Below are 21,214 nucleotides of genomic sequence, written 5' to 3' on the forward strand. Positions count from 1 at the left end.
CTTGGAGAGTTCCCTGTCCTACTACAATCTTGACGGTAAAATCTGTCCATTGCTGAGATCACCTTTCGAGTCAATTCCGCTCAGCTGTCAGTTCACACTAACGAACCTGTGTTCCTCTTGTCCCTTCCAACGTCTGCCGCTCTGCCCGCACATCCGCATCCACCATCATCACAACTAGTTGGTCGAAGGAGACTTTCGGCTCCCATCCCAGCGTGCGCTTGGCCTTCGAGGCATCACCGATGAGGAGGTCGACCTCTGTCGGCCGATAGTAGCGAGGATCGATCTTCACATAGTCGTGCCAATCCAATTCCACATGTCCGAATGCACGGTCGAGAAACTCCCTCACCGTATGAGTTTCTCCAGTCGCGATGACGTAGTCATCCGGCTGGTCGGCTTGCAGCATCATCCACATGGCGTGCACATAGTCGCCCGCGAACCCCCAGTCTCGTTTGGCATCGAGATTGCCGAGGAACAACTCTTTCTGCACGCCTAATTTAATACGGGCTGCCGCTCGGGTGATTTTTCTGGTCACGAACGTCTCTCCCCGCCGCGGGGACTCGTGGTTGAAGAGAATGCCGCTACAAGCAAACAGATTGTAGGCCTCGCGATAATTCACGGTGATCCAGTGTGCATACATCTTGGCCGCGCCATAGGGACTGCGCGGGTAAAACGGCGTGGTCTCCCGTTGCGGGATGTCCTGCACCTTGCCGAACATTTCACTGGAGGAAGCTTGATAAAATTTGGGTTGAATCCCGGATTCTCGAATCGCCTCAAGCAGACGTACCGTCCCGAGCGCCGTGATCTCCGCCGTATATTCCGGGACATCGAAACTGACCCGGACATGGCTCTGTGCTCCCAGGTTGTAGATTTCGTCCGGTTGAATCGTCCGGAGGATCCTATTCAACGAACTCGCATCGTTGAGGTCGCCATAGACCAACTTGAGTCGGGCATTGGGTACATGCGGGTCTTGGTAAATAGGATCGATTCGCCCGGTGTTAAACGAACTCGAACGGCGGATGACTCCGTGCACCTCGTACCCTTTCGCGAGGAGAAACTCGGCGAGGTAGGATCCGTCTTGCCCGCTGATGCCGGTAATGAGGGCTTTTTTCACGTGTTGTGCACTCCTGTTCTCGGCCCGGCCACATCGGTGATCGCAAGCGTGTATTTCTACTGAGTGCGAATTGCCAGCCAATCAAACTCTCTTAGCATAATTACGAGAGAAAGTGTGAGGGCCAAATAGCCGCACCGTCGTCTTTCGAATTGAATGTCTCAGCGTGAGACAGCGCGGCGATTTATATACGTAGTTTATTATTCGACATTCCTGTAGGTGATATTTCGGCATTGACCAACGCGTCGAACGAAGGTAGTGTTCCTTCGCTGGCGGTCGCTGTCGGCCAGGGCCGAATGGAGGGGGCTTCGAGATTGATTTCTCTGCGAGTTTCATGGTGCGGGGGTAGGCGTTGCGCGTTACGCTTTCGTTGAAGACGAGTCTTTTGCCTCGAACACTTGAGGCTTCAGCCAAAGCTCTGGCAGCCGGGTCTCCTGAAGACTGGTGGCATGAGGCAAGAGAACGCGGATTGTTCTCTCTCTTTCGACTGCAACGGCAACTGGGTAGCCGGTGGTTGTCCCGCTCGTTTTCGGAACAGGAGATCGCTACGGCCTCGTTTTGCCGAAGCGCCTATCCGGTGCTTCCTTCCCTTCCCTGGCAGTGCGACTTCGATGGGGAGGCGATTGAAGAACTGCTGAGCGGCCGCTTGTCGGTGTTCGGACAGCCCTGGCAATGGACTGCCGACGGATCCTGCTGGCACCAGGCTCCGGACACGGGGCGGGCCTGGCCGCGCCGATTCTTTCCCAACATCCCGGTTCACACGGGCAACCCGAGCGGAGATGCCCGCATGATCTGGGAACCATCACGGCTGCAGCATCTCGTGACGCTGGGCTTGATCGCGCAAAAGGCTGATCCCCCCATTCGGGCGCGTGCGGTCGCGGCAGTGGAATCTCAGTTTCTGTCTTGGGTTGCCACCAATCCCCTCTTGAGCGGCGTGCATTACGTGGCGCCCATGGAATGTGCCTTACGTCTGCTCGCGAGCTGTTATGCATTGGACTTGATTCGTTCATGGATGCAACAGCCTAGACAAGTGTGGGGCGCTCTCCTGACGTTAGTTTCGGGACATGCGGAATTGATCCGGAAGCGTCTGGCGCTTCGTTCTCCGATTCCGCATGAAACGCTGGCGGGATCCGCAGCATTGGTTCATGCCGGCAGTCTCTTTCCAGAGATGGAGCAGGCTGAGCGCTGGTTGGCATTTGGTCTCTATCTGTTGGAGGAGGAGACGCCTCGACACATCAGTCAGGATGGCGGCAGTCAAGAACAGGGACTCGGCTATCTCCATTTCAGCAGCGACCTCTACGGGTTGGTCGTGGCGTTGCTCGACCACCAACAGCGGCCTCTTCCTGAGAAGGTCCGCCAGGCGTTCAACCGCAGCCGCGCGTTTCTCGATGAGTTCCGCACAGTGGCTGACGACCAGTTGCCCCCCATCGGAGACGGTGAATGCGAAAGCGCCCTGTCACGGTACCTTCGCTTTCCCAACTCCGGAAGAAAACGCGCATCCAGCTTGACGACGTTTCACCTCTCGGGCTGCTCCATCATTCGCGGATCGAGTTCCCAGCGGGCGATCTTTGATCACGGGCCGCTCGGTCTGCCGCCGCGGTACGCACATAGCCATGCTGACGCCCTCTCGATGATTCTCCAGATCGGCACGCAGGATGTGTTGATCGATCCTGGCAGCTACACATACCTGGGAGATGAGGCGTGGCGTGCGTATTTCCGCGGCACGCGCGGGCACAATACCGTGACCGTGGATGGATTAGATCAGGCTGTGCCGGAGGGGCCGTTGACCTGGTCACACCCGTTCGACACGCATCTGGTCTATCGAGATGAAACGCCGGAAGGGAAGATCACCGTGATCGCTCGCCACTATGGTTACAAAGAGCGCCTGGGCGTGGTGCATCTGCGGGGAATTTCCTATGAGCCGTCCGGTTCATGGATTATTTGGGATTGGTTGACGGGTAGCGGCACACACCATCTCGCACTGAACTGGCATCTGGGATGCCAGGCGGTTGCGGTGGAAGGTGGGTATCGGTTGGAAGGATTAGACCAGCCTCTTCTGCTGACGATAGAAGGTGGGAGGAGCGAACTGTTTGCTGGTTCTGTCCAACCCGCTGCCGGATGGAAGTCCAGTCGGTATGGGAGCAAGGAGCCGACGCCGACGATCAGAGTCGAGCATCAGGGCCCGCTCCCCCATGAATTCATGACGCGAATACGTCCGGTGTCCTGACCCGCACCACCTATGGTTGACGACGCCTCTCAGTGCCAAGGTGCTCTGCCCTGATAGTCCGCAAGAGGCGGCTCTCAGGTACGGCTTGATTCTCTTCAACCGCCCTCCAACAGACGAGACAGATGCCCGACGATTCGCTCGGCTGCTTTTCCGTCCCAGAGCGGCGGAATTCCTCCGGATTTCCACTGGCCGGCCATCAAGCGGGTCAATGCCGGAGGCAGCTTGCGGGGGTCGGTCCCAATGAGTTCGTTGGTGCCGATCGTGACGGTTTCGGGCCGTTCCGTATTATCGCGCAACGTGAGGCAGGGAACGCCCAAGACCGTGGTTTCTTCCGTGATCCCACCCGAATCCGTAATCACACCGCGGGCATGTTTCACGAGATAGTTGAATTCGAGATACCCCAGCGGGTCGACATAATGCATCGATGGGAGCGTTTTCCCTGCTTCGCGAAGATTCTTCGCCGTGCGAGGGTGCACAGGAAAGACGATCGGCAGACCCTGGGTACCATCGGCGATGGCCTGCAACAGCCCAAGCAATTGCTGCTCCCCGTCGACATTCGCAGGACGATGCAGGGTTACGACGCAGTACTGCTGTGGCGTCAGGGCGAGCGACGTCCAGCAGGCCGGTTGGCGCAATCGTGGCAGCTGCTTCAGCAGCGTATCGATCATCGTGTTGCCCACGAAGAAGATGCGATCATCGGTCACACCGACTCGGCGCAGGTTGTCATTGGCCGTGTCGCTGGTGGTAAAAAACCAATTGGTAATCGAATCGGTCACGACCCGGTTGATTTCTTCAGGCATGGTCCAGTCATGTGAACGGATGCCACCTTCCACATGCGCCACGGGAATGCCCATCTTTCGGGCGACGATGGAGCAGGCCATGGTGGACGTTACATCTCCCACCACCAGGCAGAGATCACTCTTTTCTTTCGCCAGTACCTTTTCATAACCTACCATGATCCCGGCGGTCTGCTCCGCTTGTGTGCCCGAGCCCACTTCGAGATTCATGTCGGGATTCGGAATGCCGAGCTCCTCGAAGAAACTGCCTGACATGGCGCGGTCATAATGTTGTCCCGTATGGATGAGTCTGAACCGCAGGGGGCCACCTTTCGAACGAGCCGCATTCAGGGCGTCGATGATCGGCGCAATTTTCATAAAGTTGGGTCTGGCTCCGGCGATGAGATCAATGCGTTTCATGGTGTGGTTCCAGTTGAAGTACTGGGATGGAATTGGGTTGTACTCTCTACATAGCGGACCTTGGTCGGCCCGTCAACAAAAACGACGGTGAAGACGGACGAGGCCAAGAGGATGTCTAGCCGGGAGACAGAGACGAACGGTTGGCGGCTGCGGGTGGCGGGCCAGGAACGACGCTATTCCTTTTCGACGAGCCGCCATCCCTTTTTTTGAAGGCAGCGCTCAGTGGCCTGAATGATCAGGAGTTGAATGCCTTGTTGCAGCTTGGGATCGCGAAGGGTATCGGCCTGGCATTGATTGTAGTCTTGTGTGTAGAGGTCTTTGGAGCGAGTGGGATGCACCCATTCTGCGCCGCTGCAGCTGGTCAAGAATGAGAGCAATGCGAGGGAAGACAATAGGCGCGCGGGACGAGTCATGTGGGGCCTCATGGTCAGCCGAGTGAATCGTGGATTTCAGGGAAAGGAAGATAAACCGCGGAGTCGAGATGCGTCAAGCCACCGAGCGGCAGGCGTTCACGGAAGTGGTACGGAGAAGGTCACTTCGTTACCCCGTTCGTTATAGATCAAATTGGGGAAGAAGGCTTTGGCAAGAAAGAGGCCGCGTCCGTTGGCGTCATGGCTGTCGCAGGCCTTGTCATTTTGAGCGAGAAAGCGTTTCCACATGAATCCTTTGCCTTCGTCTGTGATTGCATAACGGAGCTGGCGGCGGGGCATGTCATAACAGGCCTGCACGACCACATGGCGTTCGGCGAATCGCGGATCACGACGGCGCGCCTCGATCAAGGCATCAAACGTGTCGGCACTCAGCGCCTCGTGCTTTTCCTGGTATTGGATTTCTAGACTGCCGTGTTCCACGGCGTTCACGATCAGCTCGATGAGGGTGGCCCGTAAGTGCAGGCGTTGAGCTTCAGGAAATCTTCTCGCCGTCTGCTCGATCAGCCAGGTGACGCAGGGTTCCACTTGATGCGGATCGGTGCCGATGGTCAGACGGTAGTCTAATTCCTCAATGCCCGGAATTTCCTCAAGCGCGTGGGGAACATGTTGAATCGCCCGATCCAACGCCAGGGCCAGGGCATCGGCGCAGGTTGGTTGCGGCAAATAGTCTGTCCCGCCCGCCCGCATCGCTTCGATGACGGTTTGCCCATCGGCCGTCCCGGCTGACACAATGATGGCCGTATTGGGAAACCGATTGTGGATTTCCTGGACCAACGTCAATCCGGTGCGTTCCGGTAGGAACAGATCGGTGATCACAATATCGGGCAGTGCCATGTCCGCCATCATGAGTGCCGCCTGAGGGTCCTGAGCGGTCACGACGGAAAGGCCACGCGAATTGGCCTGTTCCAGTGTGAGGACGAGGGTCTCGGAATCTGGGATGATGGCCAGTAGCGTAAGGGACGACGCTGGACCGGTCATGAGGGAAATCCTTTTTCGATGATGGTCATGAGCGCTGACTTGAGCCGCTCGGTTTCCGCATAGACCTGTTCAGCCAATGTTGCGAGCTCTTGCAGGGCAGCATTTCGCGCTGATTCTTCGAGATGTGCCGCGGAAGCCACGGTTGGCTTGGCGCAAAACTCCATAGCCGATCCCTTGAGCTTGTGGGCCTCCTTGATCAGGGTTGGGATGTCTCCCGCCGTCATGGCCATTTGGATGGCAACGAGGGCCTGCGGTGACCGTTCTACGAAGAGGCTGGCAAGAGTTAAAAATAGCTCCTGATCCCCGTCCAGCCGATCAAGTGCAGCGGTCAGGTCCATGACTGATTGAGATTCCACTAGGTCCTCCCCTTCCGCGCCTCGGCTCGATCCAGGAGTTCCAGTCCAAGTAACGCGACGTCATCGGGGAAAATGTCCCCGCCCAACCACTCATGTGCGGTCGCCATGGTGTCGGTGATGCTGTGAACCAAACTGCGGGCGCGATGCCCTTCGAGAGTAACTTGCAGGCGAGGCCTGCCCCAGAGCTCTCCCGTCTTTGAGGGCGCTTCATAAATGCCGTCGCTCAACAGATACAGTCGGTCGTGTGGCTGCATCTGTGTGCAGACGCTTTCAAACGTCGCGGTCGGATCGAACCCCAAGGGAAGACTGGCAGACGCGAGCCATCGCGATTCGCCGGCGTTGGCGCTCAGAAATGCGCCGCTATGGCCTGCCGTCGCATACGACAAGGCGTATGAGGTGAGGTCGAGGCGACCGACCCATAGCGTGAAATACTCTCCATCCTGACTCAATGGAAAACGCCGATTGGCTTCATTGACGATCGTGCCGGGATCGAGGCTGCCGACGGCCTTCACCAAATTGTCCTCGCGGAGAAAACTCATGAGTCCGACGGCGCGTAGGGCCGCCGCAACACCATGGCCTGACGCATCGAGGATGTAGAGTCCAAGGGCGTCGGGTCCCCAGGGACACACGTGAAACAGATCTCCTCCCAATGCGAGCGAGGGCTGATAGGCCCAATGCATGGCAATGCCTGGCGCCGGCATACCAGGTAACGGGAGTTGGGCACGCACGAAGGCCGCGGCCGATTGGAGTTCGCTCTCCAGCTCACGTTGCTTTGCGGAGAGTAGTTTATGTGAGCGGTCCAAATCGTCACGGGTGCGTTCGATTTCCCGGACCAACGCACTGGATCGAAGGCCTGCTTGCACACGCGCCAGGATCTCCTGCTTGTTGGCGGCTTTGCTCAAGAAATCATCCGCGCCGCGCGACAGGCCTTCGGCAATCTGTTCGGGCCGGTCATGTGCGGTCATTAGTACGACTTGACTGGATCGTAATTCGGGGTCCGCGCGGATCGCTTCACACACACTGGGGCCATCCATACCTGGCATCATCCAATCAAGGATCACCAGATCGGGACGGTGCACGCGGATCGCCGCCAATCCAGCACTTCCATCGACGGCTTCGATCACGCGATGCCCCAAACGTTTCAATCGTCCGGCCATGCCGATTCTGGTGATTTCGTCGTCGTCGACAAGCAAAATCAGCGGCACCGGTTTGGGAGCGGTCTCAACGCCGGCCGGTTGTGCTAGCTGCGGTGCGGGCTCACCCACGTAGGCTGCTCCTGAGAGGTGTCATCTGGCTGCTGGCAAACAGGTTGCGGCCAGCGCGTCTTGTTCTGAGTGATAGACCGGCAGCATCTGATGCAGATTCGCCAACGTGATGATCTCTTTTACATAACTTTGAGGGTTCAACAGTCCGATCATTCCAGGTGTGCCGCTCAGGCTTTGAGCCACGAGCGCCAGGGTCCCGAGTGCCGAACTGTCCAGGAAGCGAACGGCATGCATGTTAAGAATGAGGTGGCGACACCCGGCTGCTTTTACGCGATCGACCGCACTCTTGAACGTCGCGCGGTTTGCGTACGTCAGCTCGCCGACGAGGTCGAGAATGACGGCATTCCCGACACGTCGCTCAGTAATCTGCATGCCCGGCTCCTTCCATGCCAACGGAACAGGCTCAGGCGCTCTTTTGGGCCATCGAAGGGACGTCCGAATCGAGCAATGGAATCGTTTTATGCAGGTTGGCCAACTCGATAATCTGTCGTACCGTCGGTTGGGGATAGGCCAGTGATAAGGTCCGCTTTTCGCCCTGCACCTGTCGGTGGGAAATCATCAGGAGCCCTAATGCCGCGCTGTCGAGGAACGCCACTTGAGACAAATCGATCACAATGTGTTCGATGCCGTCAACGCTGACCGCTTTCAGCATTTCCTGAAACGGTTTGCGCTGGGTATACGTAAAGTTGCCTTCCAGCTTCAAGGTCACCTTACGGTTATTGACTTCTTTCGTAATTTTCATCTCGACTCCTCTGTGGCAAAGGTGAACAATCAGACACGGGTGACATGAGTCAGCACGGTTGCGGCGATTGCGTCGAGCGGGCGAACGACTTCGACCGCGCCGAGCTTGATGGCTTCTTTGGGCATTCCGAAGACGACGCAGGAGGCCTCGTCCTGGGCGATGGTATAGGCTCCGGCCTCCTTCATCTTGAGCAAGCCCTTGGCCCCGTCGCCGCCCATTCCGGTCAGGATCACGCCCACGGCATTGCCTCCCGCGTATTGCGCGACAGAGTCGAACAACACATCTACGGACGGGCGATGGCGGTTGACCGGTTCGTTCTGATCCAGCCGAACTGAGTAGCGGGCGCCGCTGCGTACGAGCGTCATATGGTAGTTGCCCGGAGCCACCAGGGCATGGCCGGGTAGCACACTATCCCCATCTTCGGCTTCTTTGACCGAGATGCGGCTGAGTTGATTGAGGCGGTCGGCCCAGGTTTTTGTGAACCGTTCGGGCATGTGTTGCGTGACCAAAATCGGCGGAGTATTCGGCGGCAATACTTGCAATACCTCCTTCACGGCCTCGGTTCCTCCGGTTGACGCCCCGATGGCGATGATCATGTCGGTGGTCTTGATCATTGCCGAACTCAACGAAGCCGGACGAGCCGAACCCTGTGCGCCGGCTGCCGGTGCACGACGCAGCGAAGCTGTGGCGGCGCCCTTCACCTTGGCGATCAAGTCGGCCGCGATCTCATCCATTCCCTGACGCAGATCGATCTTGGGTTTGGTGATAAAGTCTACCGCGCCGAGTTCCATGGCCCGGAGAGTCGTCTCACAGCCGGTCTCCGTGAGTGAACTGACCATGATCACCGGCGTGGGACGTCCACGCATGAGCTTTTCCAGAAAGGTCAAGCCGTCCATCTTCGGCATTTCCACGTCCAAGGTCAGCACATCGGGATTGAGCGCCTTGATCTTCTCTCTGGCGACATAGGGATCCGGTGCGCTGCCAATCACCTCAATGTCAGGATCCTTTGACAGTAATTCAGCCAGCACCTGTCTCATCAGTGCCGAATCGTCGATCGTGAGTACTCGAATTTTAGCCATTGCAAACCATCTCCAGTTTCTGTGGCATGCCCATAGGCACTGCCACCACGCGGTGTCTGCGCTTAGAAGAGCGTGATATCGCTTTGCTGTGTCGTCGGCTCTTCTTCGATCCGATGTTGATAGGCTGTTTCCCGCTCGTAAATCGTGCGGTTTTTGACGCGCTCGATCTTTTTCATCAGGACGCGGCCCGAATCGGTAAAGTAGTACACCTTCCGCGGAAACACGTCTCCGAGATCACTCTTGGCGACGCTGTAGCCTTCCGTTTTCAAAAATTGTAGGACCCACTCGGTATTGCGGGCGCCGACATCGATATTGCCTTCGTAAATTCTTCCGGCGCCGAACAGCTTGATCTCGAGCCGATGTTTCACTCCGCCTCGTTTCAGGATTTCATTGATCAGTTGCTCCATCGCGAATGACCCATAGCGGGTCGACTCCCCACCCCAGGAGTCTCCGGATTGGTGTTCCTTCGGAGCCGGGAGCATGAAATGATTCATGCCGCCAACCCCGACGATCGGATCGCGAATACAGGCGGAGATGCAGGAACCGAGCACGGTGTACACCACCATCGGTTCACGACTCACGAAAAATTCCCCTGGAAGAATGCAGGCGATTTCGTACGGGAAGCGACGATCGTGCATTCGGCGGATGTGGGAAAACGTCTCAGTATCAATAGCAGGCATGTCGATCAGGCTTCTTTCCAGTAAATGGTCGGTGCGATCGCTTTGAAGGGGTGGGTGACCCATTGCAGACTTTCCGAGTGCCCGATGAACAGATATCCACCAGGCTTAAGGTGCTGATAAAACTTGTTCACCAGCCGTTCCTGTGTCGGGCGATCGAAGTAGATCATCACGTTTCGACAGAAAATCAGATCCAGTGGCGCCTTGATGGGGAAGCGGTCGTCCATCAGATTCAAACGTCGAAATGTAATGATCGAAGAAAGATGCGGCTTCACCTTGACGAGCCCGGCACTGTCTCCGCGGCCGTGGAGGAAATGCCGTTTGATGATCTCCGGTGGAACCTCCCGTACTCGCTCTTCCGCATAGAGTCCCTTGGCGGCATGTGCCAATACACGAGTCGAAATATCCGACGCGAGAACCTGAAAGTTCCATTGCTCCGGCGCGCGAACACTCTCATACAGCGTCATCGCGATCGTGTAGGGTTCTTCTCCGGTTGAACAGGCGGACGACCAGATGCGGATCTGCTTGTCCTTCTCGAGGGAAGGCAAAATACGTTCGCGCAGGAAGTCGAAATGTTTGGGTTCACGGAAAAAGTCGGTTTTGTTCGTCGAGAGGAGATCCAGCATGCGGGTGAATTCCTCGCCGCTGTCGTCCTGCGTCACATAGTCATAGTAGGAGGCGAAGCCGTCCAGTTGGAGATGACGAAGCCTTTTCGTGAGACGCGAGACCACCAACGATTGCTTGCTGTCTCCCAGCGAAATGCCGCTTTCGTCGTACAGCAATGTCCGGATCTTTTCGTATTCCTGCTTCGAGATTGCGTATTCCATCGTGTCAGCTCCGATACCAAACGAACAATAGCATGTACACCAAATAGGCCGTGAGCATCGTACCGCTGAACGTCCAGACAAGGGCGTTCCCCATGCGTCGATGTGTCGTCATGCCGGCGACCATTGCGCCCACGCTTCCGAACCGAAGGCGATGGAGGCCCATGTAGAGATTGTACGCGCCCAATACAATCGTCGAGACCGCCAAGAGCATATGCGTAACGAAGATGGGGACGTAGAGTGACCAATAGTCGGTCTCAGGGCCTTGGAACGACTCTCGTCCGAAGAGCGCTTGTTTGAGTACGTAGGCGACCAGCCAGATGCCGACGATGGTGCATCCGACGATCATGCGATGGGAATGGTGCGAGACATCGTGGGATTTTGCGGCACGGACGCCGGCCAACACGACGAGATACGCCACGGTCAAACTCGTGAGGACGAGATACCAGAGGATGGTTTTGAGGTCCATGATTCGTCCTTGGCTAGTGGTGAAATCCGCCGGAGCTGTCGAGTTAGATCCGGCATACAGACACCTGCACCTTCCTTTATCGGTTGGCTGGACCTAGTTCTTGAGGGGGATCATGATACACATGTGGGCAGGAATTGAGGAAAGCAGAGAAACGCGAGTCCCGAGGGTGGGCAAGTATTGCCCACCCTCGGGCTCAAGATGCTAGAACTCTTCGAAATCGTCATCCTTCTTGTGGCGATCATGACCGTTTCCGGCTGCCACACCCACCGGCTTGGCATCTGCCGACTTTGATGAGAAGCTTGGCTTTTTCAGGACCGGCTTCGCGGCGGTGATACCAGGCTTGGTTGTAGTCTTGGCCGCCGGAGCGGCATTGCGTGCGGACGTATGCCCTCCGGACGAGTTGACCACGAACACGTCCATCTGGCTCATCAATTCCTTGGCCTGATCCTTCATCGACTGACTGGCCGATGTCGTTTCTTCCACCAAGGCGGCGTTCTGTTGGGTCGTTTCGTCCATTTGCATGATGGCCTTATTGACCTGATCGATGCCCTGGGCTTGTTCCTGAGACGCTGCCGTGATTTCAGCGATGATGTCGGTCACGCGCTTGACCGAGCTGACGATCTCTTCCAGCGTTTTCCCGGATTGGTTGACCAACTCGCTGCCGTCGCTGACGCGCTGGATCGACTCGTTGATCAATCCCTTGATCTCTTTCGCGGCCGTCGCGGACCGCTGAGCCAGATTGCGCACTTCTGCGGCGACGACTGCGAAGCCTCGACCATGTTCCCCTGCCCGAGCCGCTTCCACCGCGGCATTCAAGGCCAGCAGGTTGGTCTGGAACGCGATCTCGTCGATCACGGTGATGATGTCCGCGATCTTCTTGCTGCTCTTGTTGATCTCGCCCATCGCTTCAACCGCACGGACGGTGACGGAACCGCCCTTATCGGCGATATCCCGTGCCGCGATGGCCAACTGGTTGGCCTGCTTGGCATTATCAGCATTTTGCTTCACGGTCGAGGTCATCTCTTCCATGGAGGCCGAGGTCTCCTCCAGCGCACTCGCCTGTTCCGAGGTGCGTTGAGAGAGGTCTTCGTTGCCTTTGGTGATTTGTTCCGCCCCTGAGGACACTGCCTGGACGGCTTCCCGTACGGTCGTGATGGTTTGGGTCAGGTTTTGAACGACCGCGTTGATGCTGGTTTTCACTTTATCCAGATCACCGCGATAGGTCTCAGTCATTTCCAACGTCAGATCGTTGCTTGCCAATCGTCCCAACACCGCTTGCGCTTCCGCTACCAGCTTCTCCATATCGATCTGCGACTGCTTCTGCGCGGTGATGTCGGTGGCAAACTTGACCACCTTATATGGCTTCCCGCTCGCATCGAAGATGGGGTTGTAGGAGGCCTGGATCCAAATCTCCCTGCCGCCCTTGGCGATGCGCTTGTAGACGCCGGTATCAAACTCGCCGCGATTCAGTTTCGCCCAAAATGCCTGGTACTCCAGGCTGTTGGCGAAGGCTGGATCGGCAAACATCCGGTGATGTTTCCCCTTGATTTCATCCAGGCTGTAGCCCAAGCAGGCCAGGAAGTTGTCGTTGGCGGTAACGACGGTGCCGTCCAGGTTGAATTCGATCACCGCCTGCGACTTGCTCATGGCGAGAGCCTGCTGCTCCATCTTGCGTTTCTCGGTGACATCCGCCCACTCCAAGGCATTGCCGAGATACTCGCCGGTCTGGCTCATTACCGCGGTGACCAGCAGGCTGAGGGTCAACGGGCCGATCTGAATATCCGCCTTGTGCGGCATGTTCCCGGGATCGGCCAAGATTCTGCGCTGCTTGCTGGGATCGAGATGGAACTCATCGATACAGGTTCCCACCACCGTATTGATGTTGAACTTGGGCAATACTTTCTTGATTTCCGATTCGAGGGCCGCAAGGGTCCTCTTCGCGGTGGAGTTGGCATAGGTGATGACCAGATTGCGGTCACAGAGCAAAATGTTGTTCTGCGATTGCTCGAGCGCACCCAGATAAAACCCACTCATATCAGTCTGCGCTGGCGTTTTCTTTGTTTTCGCCGTAGCCTTACTCATCGTCTTCTCTCCTTGTGTGTGGTGTGCGCGTTTTGCGCCCGCAAGCATAATGGTCTTAATGGCGGTGTAGGCGTCGGTCCAGGCCTGCTTGACTTCGGGTGTCCAGGCCTCGCCGGCGAATTCGCCTAACACGGCCAACAAGTTCTCTCCGACCGCGTCGTAGTGCGCGGGCTTGGCGCCGTATCCGACATGTCTGGCCCCCATGTCCTGCAGCACCGGTGTGAGCTTCTCAGGACGGCGAATGTTCTGGATAACCAACACCAGGGAGGCCAACAGCTTTTTCTTCTGTTCCGGGATGGAGGCATTCTTGAACAACGGCTTCACGGCGGGATACTTCTCGAACAGCCGTTCGTAGAAGCGGGTGACCAACGCGTCGCCCTGGGGTGCCACAAGTTTAAAGCTCGATTCCAACAATTCAACGTTTAATCCCATGTCGTAGTCTCCTCGGGTGCGATGGTTAAGCAGCGATCTTCTCGGTTTCCGTCATATCTCCGTCGGTCAAGAGGCGATCCATATCCAGCAACGCGACCAGTTTGTCTCCGGCCTTGCCGATGCCATTGAGAAAACTGACATCAACCTGGGCGCCGAACTGCGGGGCCGGCTGAATATCTTTCTTATCGATATCGAGCACGTCGGAGACCGCATCCACGACGAGGCCCATGATTTTCTCTTTGACGACCACGACGACGATCACGGTGAACATCGTGTATTCGATCGTCGGCATTCCGAACTTCGTACGGAGCTCGACAATCGGGACGATGGTGCCACGCAGATTCAACACGCCCTTAATGTGAGCTGGGGTGTTGGGGATGCGGGTGACTGCCGTATACCCCTTGATTTCCTGCACCCGGAGAATGTCTACGCCGTAGAGTTCTTCTCCGAGCTGGAATGTCAGAAATTGGCTGCCGTCAGTGGTGATGCCCATTTGATGATTCAACTCTTTGTTTGTGGACTCCTGTTCAGCCATCGTCTCCTCCCAGCCTTTCCGTGAAATCGCCGCCTCAATCGTTTGAGAATGTGTGGTTTACGCCGCCTTGGCCGTACCCTTTCGAGAAATATTGAGCAACCCGCGGACATCCAGAATGAACCCGACCGTGCCGTCGCCCAGAATGGTGGCCCCGGCGACGCCTTCGATCTTTCGAAAGTTTTGCTCCATGCTCTTGATCACTACTTGCTGCTGTCCGAGAATCTCGTCGACCATCACGGCGACGCGTTCGCCCTCCGTTTCCAGAATCAACAGAATCGCCTTGGTAGGATCTGAGAGCTCTGGTTCTAACCGGAAGACTTCGTAGAGTCGCATGAGCGGCAGATAGGTGCCGCGCACGTTCACCAGCTCCCCTTTGCCGACGAGCGTCTTGATCATCTCACGCTTGGGCTGGATCGATTCGAGTATCGACAGCAACGGAACGATGTACGTGTCCTTGCCGACTCGAACCGTCATGCCTTCGATAATCGCTAGTGTCAGCGGAAGCTTGAGTGTAAAGGTGGTGCCCTTGCCGGCCATGGTTTTAATGCTGACCGTGCCGCCGAGCCCCTCGATGTTACGTTTCACCACATCCATTCCGACCCCGCGGCCGGATACGTCCGTGACTTTTTCTGCGGTCGAGAATCCAGGTTTGAAAATGAGCATCCAGATCTGCTCATCCGACAGCTTGTCGGATTCTGCGATCAGTCCTTGTTTGATGCCTTTGGCCAGAATCTTGTCTCGATTGAGACCTCGCCCATCGTCCTCCACGGTGATGCAGATATTGCCGCCCTCGTGGAAGGCATTAAGGCGAATGATGCCCTGCTCAGGTTTGCCGGCCGCGATGCGTTCGGTCGGTGGTTCGAGACCATGATCCGCGGAGTTGCGCACGAGGTGCGTCAATGGATCGCCGATGGACTCGATCACGGTCTTATCCAGCTCGGTTTCCTCGCCGGACAGAATCAAATGAATCTTCTTACCGGCTTTACCGGAGAGATCGCGGACAAGACGCGGGAAGCGGCTAAAGGCATTTCCGATCGGAACCATACGAATGCCCATCACACGTTCTTGAATCTCGCGCGTGTTACGCTCGAGCTGCGCCACGCGTTCCAGCAGGACGGGCAGCTGGCTCATCTCGAATCGGGAACCCAGATCACTGAGCATGGACTGCGTAATGACGAGTTCGCCCACCAGATTGATCAACCGATCAATCTTGACGGTGTCTACACGGATCGACGGAGTCTCCGCCTTCTTCGTCGGCGGAGTGCCTTCCGATTGAAGTTTCAGCGCGTCGGAGATTTGTTTCGGCGTGGCAATATGTTGTTCGATCAGGATTTCGCCGACTCGCTTCTGTTGAGACAGGGCTTGATTGAGTTCCGTTTGTGACACCACGCCGGTTTCGACGAGGATTTCACCCAAGGGCTTGACTCCATCCGACGGAAGGGATGGTGTCGGTGCCACCTGGCGATCGACAATCGTCAAGGTACTGTCTTCCCGAACAAAATCAAACACGGCCTCGATGACTTTGAGATCTTTGGCCGTATCCAGTTCGATCGTCCAGCCCAAGTAGCATTGTTCGGGATCGAGATCTTTGAAGGCCGGCAATCGGCTGGCGTCGAGTGTCACGCTGGTCACGGAACCGAGCTCTCCCAGTTCTTTGATGAACTGAGTGGGGTCGAGCCCACGCTGAAACAGGTAACGCGGGGGAACCCATGTGAGTGTAAAGTGGTGGTCGCCCTTGGTGTGTGATGGATTCAGTGCGGCTGGGGCAGCCTCCTGCTTTACTGCAGACGCTCCGCTCTGACAGGCTTCGAGACGGGCCCCCAGGCCGGACACCACTGCATCGTTCGGCGCCTCGCCGGATTTGGCGCAATCGATCAGCGTCTTGAGGCAATCAAGTGATTGCAGCAACAGATCGGTGACTTCCACGGTCACGACCATCTGGCTGCTGCGGAGTTGATCCAGAACCGACTCCATTTTGTGCGTAAACTGGGAGACGGCTGTGAAGCCGAACATGCCGCTGTTGCCCTTGATGGAATGCGCACCGCGGAAGATTCGGTTGAGAAGGTCGATGTCCCCCGGACGTTGTTCGAGCTGGAGCAATCCCTCCTCGATGGTCGTCAGGTGTTCCTGCGATTCCTCAAAGAAGGCATCTTTAAAATGGGAAAGGTCAGTGCTCATGGTCTCTCCGCGTCGGTCTTCGTGCGTCGCGCGTCAGTCGATGTTTGCGTGTCGTTGCATCAATGTCACGATTCGCCTCGACGATGTCCGCTCAGCCGGGTAACACTTTCTTGATCACCGCCATCATCTGCTCGGGGTTGAACGGCTTCACGATCCAGCCCGTGGCGCCAGCCGCCTGCCCTGCTTTCTTTTTGTCATCGGAGGCTTCCGTGGTCAGCATGAGGATCGGTGTGAACTTCAGAGCCGGCATTTTCCGAATTTCCTTGATTAGCGAAATGCCGTCCATTTCAGGCATGTTCAAGTCAGTGACGACAAGATCCGGCTTCGTGCCGCCATTGACTTTGCCGACGGCCTCCTTGCCGTTGCCGGCCTCCACAACCTGGTAGCCGGCGCTACTCAGTGTAAAAGCCACCATCTGTCGCATCGTGGGGGAATCGTCGACAACCAAGACTGTTTTCGGCATGACGCACTCCTTAATTACTCTGATGATCCGGCGTTACTTAAAACAGGGTGACATTCGCATCGTCTGCTGGGGCAGCGGCCTGCGTCGTTGGCGCAAACTGCCCATTCGTGGACTGATGAAACAGGACTCGCTCCTCTTCCATGGTGTAGGTTTTGTCGAGATTCGCGAGCATATCCAGCTTGTCTGCAACACGGTCGCGGGAATGACCTTGAATCAGCGCGTCCATCAGTTCACGTACGTGCGTGAGAGGCTCAATGACATGTTCAAGTTTTTGTCTGGTGATGTCTTGGAACTGCAACGCCATGATGATTTTGCCGACATCCTGTGCGAGTTCGTCGGCGTGCGCTTTTGAGTTCATGATGGCGAACTGGAGCGTTTTATTACGTTCCGCAAGGCCGTGGGTCATCTGGTCGAGACGATGTTTAATCGAGAGTGTCTTGCTGAGATCTACCGAGGCGAGGCTCTCAACCGTGCGCATGGCATGGCTGGTGCTTTTCTGCACATCCTTCACCATGCTGTTGATGCTACTGGCGGCTTGGCCAGACCGGTTTGCCAGTTTCGTGACTTCATCCGCCACGACGGCGAATCCGCGACCATGCTCTCCCGCTCGAGCGGCTTCGATCGCGGCATTGAGTGCGAGCAACCGCGTCTGGTCGGCAATGAACTCGATCTCGCCGATCATGCCGGTGATGGCCTTCGTACTGCGTTCAACCTCATCCATGATGGTGGCGACATTCAGAGCCATTTCCGACGACTTCATGACGTCACTGACAAACCCTTCGAGCATGGTGTCGGTGGTTTTGAGGACGGTGTCCAGATTGAGTTCGCCGCCGGCGCCGCCGTACAGCGTCATGAACTCCTTGCCTTGAGCAGTGGCTCGAGCGGCGATCATGCCGAATCGTTGGCCGAGATCGGTCGCGGCTTCTTCGGTTTGATGAATGACGCTCTTCATTTGCGCATTGAGCACGGTCACGAGTGGGATCATCGAATGCCCGAGTTCTACCCAAAGCGCGTTGTGCTCAGCGTGTTCCTTGAGCATGACGTCCTGTGCGGAGCGAACCTCGGTGTTATTCGAGGGGTGTTGTCGTCGACACCAAGCCCAGGACAGATAGCCGCCGAGACAGAACGCACAAATTACGTACAACCAGTCGAGAATCATTGGTGCCTTTTTCCGTACGTACGCATGAGGTCAGAAATTATGCGCCCAACTCGGCCATTCGGGCTCGCATGGAATCAGTGATGCCTGTCAACACGAAATGCTCCGATTGTCGCATGGCAATCAATAATTGAATTGCCGATGCGTCAAGCTTATCGACTTCGGAGAGGTCCAGCTCCACCTGAGGATTGGCGGTGCTTGCCTGCTTCAAATCCTCGCAAAGTGCCCCGACCTCAAATATCGTCAGATCACCAGCCGGTTTCACAGTCATACACAGGTTCCTTTCAGAAGACGCACGCTTGCTGGCGTAACGCTGTATCGGTCTGTTGCATACGTTTCTTTACACGTAAGGGTGTGTCCGTAAGACCCATCTGGAGAGGCTGATCTGCCCAGATGGCTGCCGACCAGTCGGCTCAAAAAGGCATCGCCGGAGGCGGTGCCCCAGGCAGCATAGAATCGAGGGTCTCTTCCGTAAGGGTTTTTTCCAGAATGATGATTTCTACCCGTCGGTTTTTGGTCCGCCCTTCCGGCGTATCGTTCGTGGCAACCGGTTTCGAATCGGCAAATCCCGTGGCAGATAGATGGGTGATGGGTACTTCGTACAGCTCTGAGAAGATTCGGACCACCATCACTGCGCGCACGGCCGACAGTTCCCAGTTCGATGGGAATTGAGCCGTTCGGATCGGGACATTATCCGTATGGCCAAGGATCCGGACATGGCGATCCATTTCGATCAGAATCTGCGCAAGAGATTTCAGAAAGGGTAATGCCTCGGGCCGAACACGAGCCTCACCGCTGGCAAACAGAATGGATTCAGGCAAGGAAATCATGATGGTGCCGTTGCCGGTTTCCACGATTTTGATATCCGGCATCTCGAGAGCCAGTGAGGGGTGAATTTTCTTCAGAATCTCTTTCATCCGTCGAATGACCGGCTCATTGGCACTTGCCATGTCGGTGTTGATCATTTTTGGCTTTGCGTCGCCTACCGCAAACGGGAGACGGCTGGTGGGAGTACTGTTGACTGGATTCAAGGCGGCTTTAATGGAGTCACTGACGGTTCGATATTTTCCTTCGTTTACCGAGGAGACCGAATACATCACCACAAAGAATGCGAACAGCAGCGTGATAAAATCCGCATAGGACACCAACCAGCGTTCATGGTTCTCGTGTTCTTCGTGTTTCTTCTTCGCCATGGCATCAGCCGATACACGTCATCCGTCAGTCGTAAGCCGTTGGTGTGTCGAGGCACAAGGCGACATACCGCGTCATTTCTTGTCGTCCTTGGTGCGTTCGTGCGGAGGGAGGAAGCTTTCGAGTTTTTCCTGTAACAGCCTGGGGTTTTCGCCTTGAGCCAGTCCGACAAGCCCCATAATCACCATCGTGCGCAAACCGGCCTCTTCCTTCAACTTGAACTTCATCTTGTTGGCAATGGGGAGAAAAAATAGGTTAGCCAAGCCGACGCCGTAGACGGTGGCGACGAAGGCTACCGCAATCCCGCCGCCCAGTTTCGAGGGATCGGCCAGGTTTTCCATCACGTGGATCAGACCAAGGACGGCGCCGAGAATACCGACCGTTGGCGCGTAGCCACCGGCGGCCTCCCAAACCTTCGCAGCATGAACGCCTTCTTCCTCGTGATGTTCAACCTCGATCTCCAGGATTTCCTGGAGCAGCTTGGGGTCGGTGCCATCCACAATCAGTTGAATGCCCTTCTTGAAAAAAGGGTCATGCAGGTCCTTGATCTTTCCCTCCAGTGCAAGTAGCCCTTGTTTCCGCGCGACATTGGCCAGATCGAGAATCTGCGTGATTGTGCCCTTGACGTCATGCGGGGGATTGGTAATGACGAGGGTGGCGCCCGTCAGTGCTTTGATCACGACAGAAAGAGGGTTTTGCACGCAACAGGCCCCAAGGGTTCCACCCGCAACGATGATGAAGGCCGTCAACTGAAGAATGGAGCTGAGATGCCCGCCTTCCAGCGCTTGACCGCCGATGATCGACCCAAGGGCGACGACAATGCCGAGTATTGTGGCGATATCCACGGTTCAGTTACCTCGATGCCCTGGGCTGTCGGCGTTCCCCAAAAGTACCTGTACCAAGTCGGAATGGTGGGATTGCGCCCCTCGAAATGATTTTGATAGCGTGCAGCCTGTCACAAACGTCTTGCCTGGAGGTGCTCTTGTGGGTCCTGCCGATAGCTTGATGCTCGATGCCAAACAAGCCATCCTCGATGAGCAACACCGAAAGTTTCAGGTCTTGCAGAAGGAAGGTCGTTGGACCGAAGCCATGCAACAATTTCATGTCACTCTAAATTGCGCGTCGGACGTTCTGGCAGAGTCGATTCAGTTGCTGGAACGGGTCCTCGACGCACGGAATCGTCGAGGCCCCTCCCTGCCCGATTCTTCTGATCCGAACCAGTCCTAACCCGTACCGCTCACTCCCCTTGGAGAAGGCCGGCCATGATGGCCCTTCCCTCTTGCTTAAGCTGCTTCCCGAGCTAGGAGTAGCCGACTCAGATCTACCAAGATCAGAAGCCGGTCATTGATACGGCCTACTCCCTGGGTAAATTCCGCGCCAGCCATGGTGCCGACGGAAGGCGGCGGCTCAATCGCGCTTTTGGGTACACGCAGCACTTCTTCCACCGAATCCACGATCAGCCCGACCAATCGTGCCTGCACCGACACCACCACGATTCGGGTCTGGGTGGTTTGTTGTGCGCCGGTGAGGCCGAAGAGCTTACGTAGATCCAGCACGGGAATGATGCGGCCCCTCAAATTAATGACCCCTTCTACGTAGGGCGGAGTCTTGGGGACTCGCGTCACCTCCACGATCCGGTTGATCTCCTGCACGCTCAAGACATCCACCGCGAATTCTTCACTGCCGATCAAGCAGATCACGAACTGCAGCAGATCGTCGGCGGACTTCTCGGCCAGACGGTCCGCAGGGTTGTCTGCGGCCGCCTGGATGTGAGATTGCACTTGCTGTTCAGTCGCACTCATGCTGGGCTCCTTCTCGTGGTTGG

Annotated in this window: 22 protein-coding genes and 1 pseudogene; 2 read left to right on the forward strand and 21 right to left on the reverse strand. The window is 56.5% G+C overall.

Features of this window, described 5'->3' with window-relative positions; translation table 11 throughout:
* Positions 1-97: 97 nt before the first annotated feature.
* Positions 98-1,111 (reverse strand): GDP-mannose 4,6-dehydratase, encoded by a 1,014-nt coding sequence (gene gmd, locus JNL86_05625; GenBank protein ID MBL8042382.1) that lies wholly within the window; start codon positions 1,109-1,111, stop codon positions 98-100.
* Positions 1,112-1,493: 382 nt separating this feature from the next.
* On the opposite strand from gmd, the gene JNL86_05630 reads away from it, so the two are divergent.
* On the forward strand, positions 1,494-3,335 hold the full coding sequence (locus JNL86_05630; GenBank protein MBL8042383.1) for an alginate lyase family protein: 1,842 nt from the start codon (positions 1,494-1,496) through the stop codon (positions 3,333-3,335).
* 95 nt (positions 3,336-3,430) lie between these two features.
* Here the strand turns inward: JNL86_05630 and wecB are convergent, their stop codons facing one another.
* The 19 genes and pseudogenes from wecB to JNL86_05725 form a co-directional block, all read right to left on the reverse strand.
* Entirely contained in the window at positions 3,431-4,531 is a 1,101-nt protein-coding gene (gene wecB, locus JNL86_05635) for a UDP-N-acetylglucosamine 2-epimerase (non-hydrolyzing) (protein MBL8042384.1), read from the reverse strand.
* 173 nt (positions 4,532-4,704) lie between these two features.
* On the reverse strand, positions 4,705-4,944 hold the full coding sequence (locus JNL86_05640; GenBank protein MBL8042385.1) for a hypothetical protein: 240 nt from the start codon (positions 4,942-4,944) through the stop codon (positions 4,705-4,707).
* A 96-nt stretch (positions 4,945-5,040) separates the two neighbouring features.
* A complete protein-coding gene (locus JNL86_05645) occupies positions 5,041-5,940 on the reverse strand; it encodes a response regulator (GenBank protein ID MBL8042386.1) in 900 nt (299 codons plus the stop codon).
* Positions 5,937-6,296 (reverse strand): Hpt domain-containing protein, encoded by a 360-nt coding sequence (locus JNL86_05650; GenBank protein ID MBL8042387.1) that lies wholly within the window; start codon positions 6,294-6,296, stop codon positions 5,937-5,939. Before JNL86_05650 ends, JNL86_05645 begins: the two co-directional genes overlap by 4 nt.
* Complete coding sequence (locus JNL86_05655; protein ID MBL8042388.1) at positions 6,296-7,561, reverse strand: SpoIIE family protein phosphatase; 1,266 nt, start codon at positions 7,559-7,561, stop codon at positions 6,296-6,298. Before JNL86_05655 ends, JNL86_05650 begins: the two co-directional genes overlap by 1 nt.
* 21 nt (positions 7,562-7,582) lie before the next feature.
* Positions 7,583-7,933: an STAS domain-containing protein gene (locus JNL86_05660; GenBank protein MBL8042389.1), complete on the reverse strand. Its 351-nt coding sequence runs from the start codon at positions 7,931-7,933 to the stop codon at positions 7,583-7,585.
* A 31-nt stretch (positions 7,934-7,964) separates the two neighbouring features.
* Complete coding sequence (locus JNL86_05665) at positions 7,965-8,303, reverse strand: STAS domain-containing protein (GenBank protein MBL8042390.1); 339 nt, start codon at positions 8,301-8,303, stop codon at positions 7,965-7,967.
* A 29-nt stretch (positions 8,304-8,332) separates the two neighbouring features.
* Positions 8,333-9,382 (reverse strand): chemotaxis response regulator protein-glutamate methylesterase, encoded by a 1,050-nt coding sequence (locus JNL86_05670; GenBank protein MBL8042391.1) that lies wholly within the window; start codon positions 9,380-9,382, stop codon positions 8,333-8,335.
* A 62-nt stretch (positions 9,383-9,444) separates the two neighbouring features.
* Positions 9,445-10,062, reverse strand: a complete 618-nt coding sequence (locus JNL86_05675) for a hypothetical protein (protein ID MBL8042392.1) — start codon at positions 10,060-10,062, stop codon at positions 9,445-9,447.
* A 5-nt stretch (positions 10,063-10,067) separates the two neighbouring features.
* Positions 10,068-10,886 (reverse strand): protein-glutamate O-methyltransferase, encoded by an 819-nt coding sequence (locus JNL86_05680; protein ID MBL8042393.1) that lies wholly within the window; start codon positions 10,884-10,886, stop codon positions 10,068-10,070.
* A gap of 4 nt (positions 10,887-10,890) precedes the next feature.
* On the reverse strand, positions 10,891-11,352 hold the full coding sequence (locus JNL86_05685; protein MBL8042394.1) for a DUF420 domain-containing protein: 462 nt from the start codon (positions 11,350-11,352) through the stop codon (positions 10,891-10,893).
* Positions 11,353-11,553: 201 nt separating this feature from the next.
* Positions 11,554-13,866, reverse strand: coding sequence for a PAS domain S-box protein (locus JNL86_05690; GenBank protein MBL8042395.1), 2,313 nt, complete (start codon positions 13,864-13,866; stop codon positions 11,554-11,556).
* A 25-nt stretch (positions 13,867-13,891) separates the two neighbouring features.
* Positions 13,892-14,401 carry a purine-binding chemotaxis protein CheW gene (locus JNL86_05695; protein ID MBL8042396.1) on the reverse strand — a complete coding sequence of 170 codons (510 nt, stop codon included), beginning with the start codon at positions 14,399-14,401 and terminating at the stop codon, positions 13,892-13,894.
* Positions 14,402-14,458: 57 nt separating this feature from the next.
* The gene (locus JNL86_05700; protein MBL8042397.1) at positions 14,459-16,579 is read right to left on the reverse strand and encodes a chemotaxis protein CheA; all 2,121 of its coding nucleotides are present in this window, start codon (positions 16,577-16,579) and stop codon (positions 14,459-14,461) included.
* A gap of 91 nt (positions 16,580-16,670) precedes the next feature.
* The gene (locus JNL86_05705; protein ID MBL8042398.1) at positions 16,671-17,042 is read right to left on the reverse strand and encodes a response regulator; all 372 of its coding nucleotides are present in this window, start codon (positions 17,040-17,042) and stop codon (positions 16,671-16,673) included.
* 514 nt (positions 17,043-17,556) lie between these two features.
* A pseudogene (locus JNL86_05710) lies at positions 17,557-17,703 on the reverse strand (chemotaxis protein).
* 535 nt (positions 17,704-18,238) lie between these two features.
* Positions 18,239-18,469 carry an STAS domain-containing protein gene (locus JNL86_05715; GenBank protein ID MBL8042399.1) on the reverse strand — a complete coding sequence of 77 codons (231 nt, stop codon included), beginning with the start codon at positions 18,467-18,469 and terminating at the stop codon, positions 18,239-18,241.
* 142 nt (positions 18,470-18,611) lie between these two features.
* Complete coding sequence (locus JNL86_05720; protein MBL8042400.1) at positions 18,612-19,391, reverse strand: OmpA family protein; 780 nt, start codon at positions 19,389-19,391, stop codon at positions 18,612-18,614.
* Positions 19,392-19,463: 72 nt separating this feature from the next.
* Positions 19,464-20,234: a flagellar motor protein gene (locus tag JNL86_05725; protein MBL8042401.1), complete on the reverse strand. Its 771-nt coding sequence runs from the start codon at positions 20,232-20,234 to the stop codon at positions 19,464-19,466.
* A gap of 139 nt (positions 20,235-20,373) precedes the next feature.
* Between JNL86_05725 and JNL86_05730 the strand changes: the two genes are divergently transcribed.
* The gene (locus JNL86_05730; GenBank protein ID MBL8042402.1) at positions 20,374-20,616 is read left to right on the forward strand and encodes a hypothetical protein; all 243 of its coding nucleotides are present in this window, start codon (positions 20,374-20,376) and stop codon (positions 20,614-20,616) included.
* 56 nt (positions 20,617-20,672) lie between these two features.
* Here JNL86_05730 and JNL86_05735 read toward each other — a convergent pair whose 3' ends face one another.
* On the reverse strand, positions 20,673-21,191 hold the full coding sequence (locus JNL86_05735; GenBank protein ID MBL8042403.1) for a chemotaxis protein CheW: 519 nt from the start codon (positions 21,189-21,191) through the stop codon (positions 20,673-20,675).
* Positions 21,192-21,214 lie beyond the last annotated feature (23 nt).

This window comes from Nitrospira sp. (assembly GCA_016788885.1).
GTDB lineage: Bacteria > Nitrospirota > Nitrospiria > Nitrospirales > Nitrospiraceae > Nitrospira_A.